Raw genomic sequence first — 12,619 nt, 5'->3', positions numbered from 1 at the left:
TCCACCAGCTGGCGCGCGGCCTCGGCGAAGGCGCGGACGCGGGCGGTCGCGTTGTTGGCCCGCCACAGCAGGGCCCAACGCAGCGGCGGGGAGTCGCTGAACGGCACGTAGACGACGTCGGGGCGGACGTAGTACCGCCTGGCGTGCGCGCCGACCGGGAAGACGCCCTGGCCGGCGCCGACGAGCGTCAGCAGCTCGTTGAACGTCGAGGCGCCGGGGCCCGGTTCGATGGGGCGTCCCGCCGGGGTGGTGCGCGGGGTGCGGTCCGCGCGGAGGGCCGCCGGCAGGGTGTCCGGGAGTTGGAGCAGGGGCGTCCTGGCCAGGTCCTCCAGGGAGACCGAGGGGCGACGGGCGAAGGGGTGTCCGGCGGGCACCGCGAGCAGGCGGGCCTCGGACACCAGGGCGGGACCGGTGACCAGGTCGGGCTCGTCGATCGGCAGGGTGGCCAGCGCCAGGTCGAGCCGGCCGTCGCGGAGCCGGGGCACCAGGTCGACCAGCTGGGCCTCGCGCAGGCTGACGGCGCACTCGGGGTGGCCGCGCCGGAACCGCTCGGCGACCTGGGCCAGCAGCTGGCCCCCGGCGGCGCCCTCGAAGGCGATCTCCAGCCCGCCGGCGAAGCCCCGACCGGCGGCCACGGCCTGCTCGAAGGCGGCGCAGACCTCGGCCCAGGCCGGGCGCAGACCCTCGTACAACCCGGCCCCGATCGCGGTCAGTTCGACCCGGCGGCTGGTCCGGTGGAAGAGCGGTGCCGCGGTGCGGCGCTCCAGCTTGGCGATGGTCTGGCTGACCCGCGCGGTGGACACGTGGAGGCGTTGCGCCGCCCGGCCGAAGTGCAGCTCCTCGGCCACCGCGAGGAACGCCTCGATCTCGTGCCGCTCCAGCATGGCCGCCGTCCCCGATCGTTAAGTGTGCCTTGACGATCCTTGCACAGGAGCGCGTTGATGGCACCGCGGGTCGGGACGAGAGTGGACACCAGCGACCGCAGGGTCGAACTCCTCATCGAGAGAAGAAGGCCATGACCACGACCACCCCCGCCGCCGTGCTGGTCCGCTCCGCGGAGGCCGAGCAGCTGGCGGACGGCCCCACCAGCCTGATCACGCTGCTCGCCGACTCCGCCGACACGGGCGGGGCGATGACCGCCAACCGCTCGCTGCTGAAGGCGGGTTCGCCGGGCGCGCCGGCCCACTTCCACACCCGGGCGAGCGAGGTGCTGTTCGTGCTCGACGGCGCCCTGCGGGCCCTGGCGGGTGACGAGGTGCACGATCTCGGACCGGGCGACTTCCTGCTCCTCCCGCCCGGGCTGCCGCACGCCTTCGCGCCGGTTCCGGGCCGGGAGGCGGACGTCCTGGCGCTGTTCACCCCGGGGCTGCCCCGCTTCGACTACTACCGCCTGCTGGCCCGGGTGGCCGCCGGCACGGCCTCGGTCGACGAGATCCGTGCCTCGTCCGAGCGCTACGACAACCACTACGTGCCGAGCGAGGCGTGGGCCGGTGCGCTGGCGGACCGCTGACCCTCCGGGGGCCCGGCCACGGCCGGGCCCCCGGGCCGGGGGCGGCGCCGTCAGTGCTGGGGGCCCGGGTGGTCCAGGTAGCCGGCGTCCCCGCCCGAGTACCAGCTCGCGCGATCGGGGGTCGGGCGGAGCGGCGCGCCGGTGCGGAAGCGCTCCACCAGGTCGGGGTTGGCGAGGAAGGCCCGGCCGAAGCCGATCAGGTCGGCACCGGCCGCCAACCACCGTTCGCCGGCGGCCAGATCGGTCTCCCTGGGGCCGATCTGGCCGCCGGGGTTGACGATCAGGGTGCCGGGCCACGCCTTGCGCAACGCCGGCAGCAACTCGTCGTCCCCCTCGGGGGCCAACAGGTGGACGTAGGCGAGTCCGAGCGGGGCCAGCGCCTCGAACAGGGCCGCGTACAGCCCGGGGGCGTCGTCCTCGACCATGTCCCACACCCGGCCGCCGGGGGAGAGCCGGATGCCGACGCGGGCGGCGCCGATCGCGTCGACGCAGGCCTCCACGGCCTCGACGGCGAACCGGAGCCGGCCGGCGACGGTGCCGCCGTAGCGGTCCGTCCGCAGGTTGGCGTTGCTGGAGAGGAACTGCTGGATCAGGTAGCCGTTGGCGCCGTGCAGCTCGACGCCGTCGAAACCGGCGTCGACCGCGCGGCGGGCCGCCGCGCCGTAGGCCGCGGCCTCGACGGCGACCTCCGCCGTGGCCAGCGCCCTGGGCGCCGACGCGGGCCGCATGCCGTCCGGCGTGAACACGTCGGCCGGCAGCGTGACGGCGGACGGCGCGACCGGCCGGTGGCCGGCCACGGAGACGTGGCCGACCCGGCCGCCGTGCATCAACTGGGCGAAGATCCGGCCGCCGTTGGCGTGTACGGCGGCGGTCACCGGCCGCCAGGAGGCCACCTCGGCCTCGGTGCGCAGCCCCGGCGTGCGGGGGTTGGACTGGCCCTGGTGGTTGGGGGCCACGCCCTCGCTGACGATCAGCCCCGCGGTGGCGCGCCGGGCGTAGTAGGTGGCCATGGACGGCGTCGCCAGGCCGTCCGCGGTGGCACGGGCCCGGGTCATCGGGGCCATCACGACGCGGTTGGGCAGGCGCAGCTCGCCGATGCGGTAGCCGTCCAGAAGGCTGGTCACGGTCTGTCTCCTTCGTCTCGCGGGAATCGATCGGTGGTGCGCGCGCGCTCATGACGCTAGGAGCTCACGTCGACGTCAGAGGCAAGTCACGTGACCGGGATCACAGTGGGGAGTCAGGGTGCGGATCGGTGAACTCGCCGCCAGGACGGGCGTCAGCGTGCGGGCGCTGCGCTACTACGAGGAGCAGGGGCTGCTCCGGTCGGAGCGCAGCGCGAGCGGGCAGCGGCACTACGCCCAGCGCGCGGTGGACCGGGTGGAGACGATCAGGTGCCTGTACGCCGCCGGGCTGCCCAGCCGGGCGATCCTGGACCTGCTGCCCGGCATCGCGACCGGCGAGTCGACGCCGGAGACGCTGACCCGCCTGGCGGCGGAGCGGGAACGGCTCGCCGCCCGGATCGGCGATCTCGAACGGGCGCGCGAGCGGCTCGACACCGTCATCGGGCAGGCCGCCACGGCCCTCCACACGGGCACCCTCTGCCGCCCGACGTAGCCCCCGTCCGGGCGGCAGGACCTGGCCCCGTGGGCGGCGGGCGGGTTCCGGCGCCCTCCGGTTCCGGAACCCTCCGGACCCTCCGGAACCCGGCGTGACCCGAACGGCCGCATTTCGTCCCGCCCTGCATGCGCGTGTCGCGTCGCCCCCGCACGCTGGGGACAACGGGAATCCCGATGATGCACAGGAATCAGGGGCATGCGATGACGACTTCCCAGCAGCAGCTGCCGGAGGGGGCGCGCTACTGCGCCGACACGTTCAACGGGGCCATCGCCTCGGCCGCGCTGAGCGCCGCGTGGGAGATCGGGCTGCTGGACGAACTGGACCAGCGGAGACGGCTCGACATAGCCGAGTTCGCGGAGCAGCGGGACGCCCACCCGCACACCGTGCGGGCCATCCTGATCGCCCTCTCCAGCCGCCGGATCGTGAGCCTCGACCCGGAACGCGAGACGGCCGAGACCGACGTCGGGTTCGACGACGCCTTCCGCGCCCGGGCGTTCTTCTACTGGCTGACCCGCGGCTGCGGCGAACTGCTCACCACCCTGCCGGTCAAGGTGGTCAACAGCCTCCGGCAGGGCGGGTTCGTGCGGCGGGACGCCCGCGCCATCAGTGTGGCCTGCCGCAACATCACCCAGACCTTCTTCGACCCGCCGCTGCGCGACATGATCGACAGCCTGGAGCTGGGCACCGTCGCCGACCTGGGGTGCGGTGGCGGCGAGCGGCTGCTCATGCTGGCGGCGCTGAAGCCCGAGGCGCGGCTGATCGGGGTCGACATGTCGACCAGCGCGATCACGGTGGCCAGGGAGGCGGTGCGCGAGGCCGGCGTCCAGGACCGCGTCACACTCACCCAGGACGACTTCGTGACGATGGGCCCGCGCCCCGAGTACGCCAAGGTCGACACGGTCACCTGCTTCCTGATGGGACACGACCTGTGGCCCCGGCAGGACTGCGTGCGCACCCTGCGCCGGCTGCGGACCGTCTTCCCCAACGTCCGCAACCTGATCCTCGGCGACACCTGCCGCTCCACCGGCCTCGACGGTCCCGAACACCCGCTGTTCACCCTCGGGTTCGAGACCGTGCACAGCGTGATGGGCCAACTGCTGCCCACCATCGACGAGTGGTCGACGGCCATCGAGGAGGGCGGCTGGCGGATCGCCGACCGCCACCTCCTCGACGTCCCGGCCTTCAGCTTCATCGACCGCCTCACCCCCGCGTAATCCGCTGGCCCGCGGCGGGCCGCCCCGGCACACTGCGGGGATGCCGCTCGACCTGACCGATCCCCGCGAACTCGCCGCCGTCGCCGCCGCCTTCGACCTCGGCCGGCCGGTGGGCGGGGCCCGGCCACTGCCCAACGGCGGCAACCCGTCGGTGAGCCGGCTGCTGACCACGGAGCGCGGCTCGTGGCTGGTGAAGACCGAGCACCTGGTGGTGGGGGAGTGGCAGCTCCGGCGCGCCGAGCGGGTCCACCGGCTGCAGAGCGCGGCGCTGGCGGCCGGCGTCACGATGCCCCAGCCCGTGGAACCGCCCGCGCCGGCCGTCGGCTACTGGCACCGACACGCCGACGCGGACCTGGTTCGGGTGACCGAGTGGCTGGACGGCGACGACCTCAGGTCCGGGCCCGGCGGGACCGCCGACGCGGTGGCCTGGGTCGGCTCCACGCTCGCCCGGATCGCCCGGCTCGACATCGAGGCCGACGACGAGGCGGTACCGACGCTCCAGACCATGCCCGACTGGCACTCCTGGGTCACCGAGGCCGAGGCCGGCGGGCACGACGTCGCGCGCCCCGCCGGGGCGCTGCTGCCGGCCGTCGAGGAGGCCACCGCGCTGATCCTCGCGGCGGAGCGGGACGGGCCCCGCCGGCTGCTCGCCCACGGCGACACCTCCCGTGCCAACGTGCTGCGCACCCCCGCCGGTTACGCGCTGATCGACTGGGACGGCGGCAACGGCGTGGTGCCCTGGTGGGAGGCGGTGAGCGTGGCGTTCCGCTTCGCCACCCCGTTCAACGGGCCGGCCGCCGAGGCCGACGCCGGGGTGGTGCGGCCGCTGCTCGACGCCTACCTGGCCGGGGGCGGCCCGGGCGGGGCCGCCGACGCCACCGCGTTCGCCGGGATGCTGCGCGACCAGCTCGCGGTCACGGCCTGGAGCCTCTGGCTGGCGCTCGGCCACCGGCGGGCGACCGCCGAACAGCGGGCCTTCGGGCTGCGCATGGTCACGGCGGCCGAGCGGGAGATGCCCCGGACGCTGCGCTCGCTCGACCGCTGGACCGCGCTGCTCACGTAGGGATCAGTACGGGTAGCCCCCCGGCCAGGGCCACCCGTAGCCGGGCCCGGACGGGCCGGGCGCCGGTGCCGGATCGGGCTCCGGCTCCGGCTCGCTCGGGGAGACCGAGCCGGTGACGGTCGACGGGCAGATGATCCGGTCGCGCGGGACGTAACTGGTGGTGTAGGTCTCCCGCCCGACCTCCTCGCCCCCGTCGACGAAGACCCGCTGCACCTCGACGTCGAAGCCCTCCAACGGGGGCTGGGAGACGCAGTCCTCGCCCTCGCCCCGGCGGGTCTCCGGCTCCCGGACGTTCTCCCGGGGGCCGGTGTCGGAGCGGACCTGGTCGTACCTCCTGGTACCGAGGAAGGTGACCGTCACCGAGGTGTCGTCGGCGTCGGCCAGGATGTAGATCGCGTTGCCCGAGTCGTTGCGGAACCGCAGGTCGAGGCTGCCCCAGGCGACCGTGGCCTCGCGGCCCTCCGGATAGCGCTCGATGTAGAACGAGTGCGCCCCGTGCTCCAGCGGCTCGACGCCGGCGAAGAAGATCGCGTTGTAGACCGTGGTGGCCACGGCGGACACGCCGCCGCCCTGCGCGCGCTGGTACCGGTCGTCCTGGATGATGACGCCCTCGACGAAGCCGTTCTCCTCGGTGCGCTCGCCGACCCGGTCGTTGAAGCTCCAGGCGTCGTCCGGCAGCACCAGTGAGCCGTCGATCAGCTCGGCGGCCCGGCCGATGTTGGTCGTGCGGTAGCTCGCCGGCTCGAACTCGACGGTGAACGAGGACATCTCCTCGACCAGGCCGAGCTCCCGGTAGGTGTCCTCGCCGAGCGCCGGCTCGACCGGCTCGGTGTCGACGGGCGCGGTGCGGGCCGCGGCGCCGACCTCGGTGAGCAGGGGCAACACCGCCTCGCCCACCGCCTCCCCTGACACCCTGCTGCCCGCCTCGCCCGGCTGGTCCATCACCACCCGGTCCCCGTCGAGCCGCACGCTGCCCTCGACGGGGTCGACGGCCGCGGCGTCGAACGCGTCGGCGAGGCGCTCGTCCTCCGCCAGTGCCTCGCCGTCCAACTCGGGCCGCAGCGTGCCCTGTCCGTCGGCGGTGAGGGTGAGGTGGTCGCCGATCACCGCGGGGGTGACGGGGATCCGGCGGCCGTTGGCGGTCAGGGTGACGGGGCCCGACATCGCCGGCTCGGCGAACTCGGCGAGCACCCGCTCCACCTCGCGCCGGTCGGTGCGCGGCTCGGCCTGCCACACCGGCAGCCGCACCGGCCGGGCGTCCGCCTGGAACGGATACGCCTCGCGGAGCGGGCCGAGCGAGCCGGTCACGTCGAGCGCGATGCCCGCCTCCGGCTCGGTGACCTCGATCTCGCCGTCCACGAAGGCCACCGCGCCCTCTTGGACCGTGCTCTCCCAGGAGGAGGCGAGCGCGGTCAGGCCGGTCTGCGCGTCGGCCGGGTCCTGCCGCACCACCGGGTCCAGCTCGCCGCCCCTGGCGCCGAACAGCCGGCGCAGCAGGCCGGGACGGTCCGCCTGGGCCACGGTCGACCCGACGTCGACCCAGAGGCCCGCCGTGGCCGGTTCGATGGCGTGCCGCTCGCTCTCCTCCCCACCGAGCAGCACCTCGAGCGGCGAGGCCCAGTCGTCCGCGAGCTCGGCGGACAACCTGGCCTCCGCCTCCTCGGGCGAGAGACCGCCGATGTCCACGCCCTGGACGTGGGTACCCGGCGCTATGCCGCCGCTGAGCGGGGCGAAGAGCAGGATCCAGCCGAGGGTCAGACCGCCGAAACCGAGCACCAGCACGCCGCCGATCAGGGCCGGGCGGGGTGGGCGCGAGAGCTGGGGTATGCGCGACACGCCGCGCACATTAGCGTACGGTGATCGGCCGTGTGCAGGTCCGTAGCGCAATCCGTGGTGACCGGTGCGGGCGGAGACCCCCGGGACGGGGAGCGACCACCGGTACGAGTCGTGCGTGCGACGTGGTGGTGTCACAGTGGGAGGTGGACGGCGCGCCCCCGGGCGCACATGTCCCGACGCGCTGTCGGGCCGACGAACGGACCGCAGGACATGGACGAGCTCTGGCCACCCGGACGGGAGGGCGGACCGCTCCCCGACGGCTGGCCCGCCCGTTCCGACGTCTGCCTCGCGCTCAACCGGATGGGCGGCTTCGACTGGGACCTCGACCGCGACCTGCTGCACCTCGACGCGTCCGGCCTCGACGTCCTCGACCTGGCCCCCGACGAGTTCGACTCCCGGCCCGCGACGCTGCTCGCGCGGCTGCCGGAACAGGAGGCGGTCCGCATCGACGGTGTCGTGCGGCGGGCGCTGGAGGACGGCAGCTCCAGCTACGGCGCGTACTTCCGGGTGCGGCTGCGGGACGGGCGGATGCGGTGGACGCACACCCAGGCCCACATCGTCCGCGACGGGCGGGGCACCCCCCACCGGATCATCGGGATCGTGCGGGACGCCAGCGAGGAGCTCGGCCGCGTCGTCGCCCGCGAGGAGCTCGACGAGCGCCGCCGCCGCCACACGTCCGTGGTCGACCGGACCGCCGAGGCGCTGGCCAGGGCCGTGACGGTGCGGGACGTGACCGACGTGCTCACCGCGTCGAACGGACTGCGCCGGCTGGGTGCCGCCAGCCTCCGCTTCGGTCTCATCGAGAACGGCCGCATCCACATCGTCGCCGAGGACCGCAGCCCGGCACCCGGGCTCGACAACGCGCGTCTCGACGAGCCGCTGCCGATGAACGAGGCGGTGCGCTCCCAGCGCCCCGTCTACATCTCCTCGGCCGGGGAGTTCGCCGAGCGCTTCCCGCTGCTGTGGTCGCACGTGGCGAAGCTCGGCGTGAGCGCCGCCGCCTACCTGCCGCTGACCGCCCAGGGGGTGCCGCTCGGCGGCCTCGGGCTGCTCTTCCAGGAGGAGCGCGACTTCCCGCCCGAGGAGCGCAACCTGCTGGTCGCGATCGGCGCCGGCGTCGCCCAGAGCCTGCAGCGCGCCGTGCTCGTCGAGCAGGAGCACGACCTCGCCGAGAACCTGCAACACGCGATGCTGCCCCGTGGCGTCCCCACCGTCCCCGGGGCCGCGGTCGCCGCGCGCTACCGCTCCGCCCGGTTCGGCCGGGACATCGGCGGCGACTGGTACGACGTGATCCCGCTGTCCGACGGCCGGGTGGCCGCCGTCATCGGCGACGTCCAGGGCCACGACACGCACGCGGCCACCGTGATGGGCCAACTGCGGGTGGTGTTGCGGGCGTTCGCGATCGAGGGGCATCCGGCCCCGGAGGTGATCGCCCGCGCCTCGGTCTTCCTGCACGACCTCGACACCGACCGGTTCGCCACCTGCCTCTACGCCGAACACGACCCGGCCAGCGGCCGGTTGAGCCTGGTGCGGGCCGGGCATCTGGCGCCGCTGCTCCGGCACGCCGACGGCGTCTGCGAGCAACTGTCGGTCGCCGGCGCGCTGCCGCTCGGCGTGGCCACCGAGTTCGAGCAGGCCAACCCCCCGGTCGGCGAGGCCCGCCTGCTGCCGGGCGAAACGCTGCTCCTCTACACCGACGGCCTGATCGAGCAGCCGGGCCGGGACCTGGACGAGGGCGTGGCGACGCTCGTCGACGCACTGGGCGGAGGGCCCGACGACCTGGAACTGCTGGCCGACACGATGACCGAGGTGCGCGGCCCCGGGCCCGACGTGGACGACATGGCGCTGGTCCTGCTGCGGCGCGGCGAGACCACCGAGGGGAAGCCGCCGGTCGGCGCCGACACGGCCGCCGGGCGGGCGGACCCCGGGCTCGTCAGGGGCGTATCTCGGCCCACACCGTACAGCCCGACACGTGCCCCGGCGGGATGACGCCCCAGCGCACGGCCAACGCGTCGAGCAGCAGCAGGCCCCGGCCGCCCTCCGCCTCGGAGCTCGCCTGGCGCGGCACCCGGGGGGCCATGCCGTGACCCTGGTCGGTCACCTCGATCCGCACCCCGGATCCCTGCGCCACCACCCAGCACACCACCCGGTCACTGCGGGTGTGCAGTATGACGTTGGTCACCAGCTCGGATACGACCAGTAGCGCTGTGTCACGAACGGAGTCCTCGAGCCCCCAGTGATCGAGGCGGCTCCGTACCCGGGTGCGCGCCGCCGCGACCGAGGTGGCGATCGCCGGCAGGTCGATCCGCTCTCCCGGCGGGCTCGGGGTGCGGTGATCCGCGCACCGGGGCAGGGGAATGGGCGTCGTGCCGTGAAGTGGGGACACGGGCGGGGTCGCCTTCCGTGGAGCCTGAGCCATGGTGAGCAGGGTCACTTGCCTAACTATGGGCAACGACGGAGCGCGAGCGCAAGGGGAGTTCTGCAATTTGCAGAAAGCCAGTTGATCTCTGTCGATGCCGCTACGGGGTGTGGCAAACTTCTTCCCGGGTCGGGGGACTTGGCGATGCCCGGAGGAGGGCGACGTGGCAGAGGCGCGTTCAGGGCCGACCGTGGGACAGATCGTCCTGGGCATGCGCCTGCGGGACCTGCGGGAACGAGCCGGCCGCAGCTTCGTGGACGCCGCCCGCGCGCTGAGCGTCAACGCCACCACCGTGCGCCGCATGGAGAAGGCCGAGGTCGGCCTCAAGCCCCTCTACGTCAAGGCCCTGTTGGACTTGTACGGCGTCGACGGGGCCGAGGCGGCCGCGTTCATGAACCTGGTCGAGGAGGCCAACCGCCCCGGCTGGTGGCACCGGTTCCGCGACGTCACACCCGACTGGTTCTCCCTCTACGTGAGCCTGGAGGGCGAGGCCAGCCTGATCAGGGCGTACGAACCGCACTGCGTCCCGGGGCTCCTGCAATCCCCGGACTATGCCAGAGTCCTGTTCAGAACGGGGTTTCCCGGCGCGCCGGCCGAGGAGATCGAGCGCAGGGTGGACCTGCGCATGGCGCGTCAGGAGTTGCTCCGCCGGCCGCACGCCCCACTGTTGTGGGCGGTGGTCGAGGAGCACGTACTGCGCCGCAGGGTCGGTTCGCCGGCCGTGATGCGCGCGCAGATCGACCGGCTGATCGAGGCGACGGCGTCGCCGAACGTCTCGCTGCAGATCATGCCGTTCAGTGCCGGGCCGCACCCCGGCATGTTCGGGCCGTTCCAGCTCTTCCGATTCGAGATCCCGGAGCTGCCCGACATCATCTACGCCGAGAGCCTGACCGGTGCGGTCTACCTGGACGAGCGGCCCGACACCGTGGCCTATCTCGAGGTCCTCGACCGCATGGGCGCGCAGGCCGCACCGGTTCAAGACACCGCGGCGATCCTCGGTGACATTCGCAAGGAGCTCTGACACCGCATGGGTGACGAGACGCGCCGCATGGCGCTCACGACCGAACGCATATACAACGGGATGCCCGCCCGGGAGTTGGGCACCGAGGGCTGGCGAAAGCCCTGGAGCGGGACGAACGGCGGCAACTGCGTCGAGGCGATGAAGCTGGCCGACGGCCGGGTGGCACTCCGCCAGTCCACGGATCCGGACGGGCCCGCCCTGATCTACACCCCCCACGAGATCGAGACCTTCATCCGCGGCGCGAAGCGGGGAGAGGCGGACTTCCTGCTGGCGTGACGGGTGCCCCGCGCGCCGCGTCGCCCGACGCGGCGCGCGGGGCCCGCCGCCTACTGGCGGGTCCGCAGTGCCGTCTCCCGGATGAAGAGCGTCAGCAGCAGCGCGATCAGGGCCGCCGGGGCGGCGAAGAGGAAGATGTCCGCGACGCCGTGTCCGTAGGCGCTCTCGACCACCGCGCGCAGCGGTGCCGGGAGGGCGTCGAGGTCGGGGATCCCGCCGCCCGAGGCGGTGCCCGAGTCCACCCCGAGGTCGGCGAGGCCGTCCCGGGTGTAGCTCGCGACCCGGTTGGCCAGCAGCGCGCCGAGCGCCGAGACGCCGATCGCGCCGCCGAACGAGCGGAAGAAGGCCACGACCGAGCTGGCCACGCCCAGGTCCTTCGGCTCCACCTGGTTCTGGGTCGCCAGCACCAGGTTCTGCATCAGCATGCCGAGGCCCAGGCCCATCAGGCCCATGAACACGGCGATCCGCCAGTACGGCGTGTCGTAGCGCATGGTGCCGAGCAGCCCGGTGCCGGCGCTGACCAGCACCCCGCCGAGCACCAGCCAGCGCTTCCAGCGCCCGGTCCTGGTGATCAGCCGGCCGGAGACCGTCGACGACAGGAACATGCCGGCGATCATCGGTATGGTCGCGAGCCCCGAGACGGTGGCGCTCTCCCCGCGGGCCAGCTGGAAGAACTGGCTGAAGAAGACGGTGCCGGCGAACATCGCGATGCCGACGAAGAGCGAGGCGATCGAGGTCAGCGTGATCGTCTTGTCGCGGAAGAGCCGCAGCGGGATGATCGGGTCGCTCGCCCGCAGCTCGACGAGCACGAAGAGCGCGCCGAGCAGCAGCGAACCGCCGACCATGGCCGCGGTCTGCCAGGAGGCCCAGGGGTAGCTGTCGCCGGCCAGCGTCACCCAGATCAGCAGCAGCGAGACGGCGCCGCTGACCAGCAGCGCGCCGGCCCAGTCGATCCGCACCCGGCGCCTGGTCACGGGGAGGTGCAGCGTGCGCTGGAGCACCACGAGCGCGGCGAGCGCGAACGGCACCCCGATGTAGAAGCACCAGCGCCAGCCGAGGCCCGGGGTGTCCGTGATCACGCCGCCGACCAGCGGGCCGCTGACGGTGGCCACCGCGAAGGTCGCGCCCAGGTAGCCGCTGTAGCGGCCGCGCTCCCGGGGCGGGATCATCGCGGCCAGGATGATCTGCGAGAGCCCCACCAGGCCGCCGACGCCCAGGCCCTGCACCACGCGGACCGTGATCAGCATGGCCGCGTTCTGCGAGAGGCCGGCGATCAGCGAGCCGACCACGTAGATGAGGAGCGCGATCTGGATGAGCAGCTTCTTGCTGAACAGGTCGGCGAGCTTGCCCCACAGCGGCATCGAGGCCGTCATCGCCAGCAGGGTCGCGGTGACCACCCACGTGTAGGCGGACTGTCCGGCGCCCAGGTCGGTGATGATGTGCGGCAGCGCGTTGGTGACGATCGTCGAGGAGAGGATCGCCGCGAACATGCCGAGCAACAGCCCGGACAACGCCCGCATGATCTGCGGATGGGTCATCGCCTGGCCGGTGTCGAGCCGGCCGCCGGTCGGGGTCAGGTCTTCCTTACTCTGCGTTGTCACGGTCTCCCCATCGGTTGCTGTCCCGCTGGCGACCCTACGACAAGATGCTTACTACAGATAAA

11 protein-coding genes and 1 pseudogene are annotated in these 12,619 nt (G+C 73.5%); 7 read left to right on the top strand and 5 right to left on the bottom strand.

Annotated features, from left to right (window positions below; translation table 11 throughout):
- Positions 1-884, bottom strand: an 884-nt coding sequence (locus tag E1283_RS02630) for a LysR family transcriptional regulator (RefSeq protein WP_132816121.1), incomplete at its 3' end; no start/stop codon positions are given.
- Between the two features lie 131 nt (positions 885-1,015).
- On the opposite strand from E1283_RS02630, the gene E1283_RS02625 reads away from it, so the two are divergent.
- Positions 1,016-1,510 carry a cupin domain-containing protein gene (locus E1283_RS02625; protein ID WP_132816119.1) on the top strand — a complete coding sequence of 165 codons (495 nt, stop codon included), beginning with the start codon at positions 1,016-1,018 and terminating at the stop codon, positions 1,508-1,510.
- Positions 1,511-1,560: 50 nt separating this feature from the next.
- Here the strand turns inward: E1283_RS02625 and E1283_RS02620 are convergent, their stop codons facing one another.
- Positions 1,561-2,634 (bottom strand): alkene reductase, encoded by a 1,074-nt coding sequence (locus tag E1283_RS02620; protein ID WP_132816117.1) that lies wholly within the window; start codon positions 2,632-2,634, stop codon positions 1,561-1,563.
- Positions 2,635-2,752: 118 nt separating this feature from the next.
- Between E1283_RS02620 and E1283_RS02615 the strand changes: the two genes are divergently transcribed.
- The 3 genes from E1283_RS02615 to E1283_RS02605 all read left to right on the top strand — a co-directional run bounded on the left by E1283_RS02615 (position 2,753) and on the right by E1283_RS02605 (position 5,404).
- Complete coding sequence (locus E1283_RS02615; protein WP_132816115.1) at positions 2,753-3,124, top strand: MerR family transcriptional regulator; 372 nt, start codon at positions 2,753-2,755, stop codon at positions 3,122-3,124.
- 203 nt (positions 3,125-3,327) lie between these two features.
- Positions 3,328-4,341 carry a class I SAM-dependent methyltransferase gene (locus tag E1283_RS02610; protein WP_165955988.1) on the top strand — a complete coding sequence of 338 codons (1,014 nt, stop codon included), beginning with the start codon at positions 3,328-3,330 and terminating at the stop codon, positions 4,339-4,341.
- A 40-nt stretch (positions 4,342-4,381) separates the two neighbouring features.
- The gene (locus E1283_RS02605) at positions 4,382-5,404 is read left to right on the top strand and encodes an aminoglycoside phosphotransferase/kinase family protein (RefSeq protein ID WP_132816111.1); all 1,023 of its coding nucleotides are present in this window, start codon (positions 4,382-4,384) and stop codon (positions 5,402-5,404) included.
- Positions 5,405-5,407: 3 nt separating this feature from the next.
- Here E1283_RS02605 and E1283_RS02600 read toward each other — a convergent pair whose 3' ends face one another.
- On the bottom strand, positions 5,408-7,240 hold the full coding sequence (locus tag E1283_RS02600) for a VanW family protein (protein WP_243744554.1): 1,833 nt from the start codon (positions 7,238-7,240) through the stop codon (positions 5,408-5,410).
- Positions 7,241-7,450: 210 nt separating this feature from the next.
- Here E1283_RS02600 and E1283_RS02595 point away from each other — a divergent pair, with 210 nt between their 5' ends.
- Complete coding sequence (locus E1283_RS02595; RefSeq protein WP_132816107.1) at positions 7,451-9,229, top strand: SpoIIE family protein phosphatase; 1,779 nt, start codon at positions 7,451-7,453, stop codon at positions 9,227-9,229.
- Here the strand turns inward: E1283_RS02595 and E1283_RS36980 are convergent.
- Positions 9,174-9,626, bottom strand: a complete 453-nt coding sequence (locus E1283_RS36980; protein ID WP_165955987.1) for an ATP-binding protein — start codon at positions 9,624-9,626, stop codon at positions 9,174-9,176. The genes E1283_RS02595 and E1283_RS36980 overlap by 56 nt on opposite strands.
- A gap of 196 nt (positions 9,627-9,822) precedes the next feature.
- Here E1283_RS36980 and E1283_RS02585 point away from each other — a divergent pair, with 196 nt between their 5' ends.
- Together E1283_RS02585 and E1283_RS02580 are read left to right on the top strand one after the other, a co-directional pair.
- Complete coding sequence (locus E1283_RS02585; protein ID WP_132816103.1) at positions 9,823-10,680, top strand: helix-turn-helix domain-containing protein; 858 nt, start codon at positions 9,823-9,825, stop codon at positions 10,678-10,680.
- Positions 10,681-10,686: 6 nt separating this feature from the next.
- A complete protein-coding gene (locus E1283_RS02580; RefSeq protein WP_132816101.1) occupies positions 10,687-10,956 on the top strand; it encodes a DUF397 domain-containing protein in 270 nt (89 codons plus the stop codon).
- Between the two features lie 56 nt (positions 10,957-11,012).
- Here E1283_RS02580 and E1283_RS02575 read toward each other — a convergent pair.
- Positions 11,013-12,494: pseudogene (locus E1283_RS02575) on the bottom strand (DHA2 family efflux MFS transporter permease subunit); the annotation flags it as partial.
- Between the last annotated feature and the right edge of the window lie 125 nt (positions 12,495-12,619).

Source organism: Streptomyces hainanensis (assembly GCF_004348415.1).
GTDB lineage: Bacteria > Actinomycetota > Actinomycetes > Streptomycetales > Streptomycetaceae > Streptomyces > Streptomyces hainanensis.
Note: the sequence above shows the minus strand (reverse complement) of the source record. Positions and strands in the feature narration are given on the sequence as shown.

Bases quoted from the DNA above. Each gene is read 5' to 3' on its own strand.
- E1283_RS02605 (WP_132816111.1), top strand. From the start codon at position 4,382: ATGCCGCTCGACCTGACCGATCCCCGCGAACTCGCCGCCGTCGCCGCC.
- E1283_RS02625 (WP_132816119.1), top strand. From the start codon at position 1,016: ATGACCACGACCACCCCCGCCGCCGTGCTGGTCCGCTCCGCGGAGGCC.
- E1283_RS02595 (WP_132816107.1), top strand. From the start codon at position 7,451: ATGGACGAGCTCTGGCCACCCGGACGGGAGGGCGGACCGCTCCCCGAC.
- E1283_RS02580 (WP_132816101.1), top strand. From the start codon at position 10,687: ATGGGTGACGAGACGCGCCGCATGGCGCTCACGACCGAACGCATATAC.
- E1283_RS02610 (WP_165955988.1), top strand. From the start codon at position 3,328: ATGACGACTTCCCAGCAGCAGCTGCCGGAGGGGGCGCGCTACTGCGCC.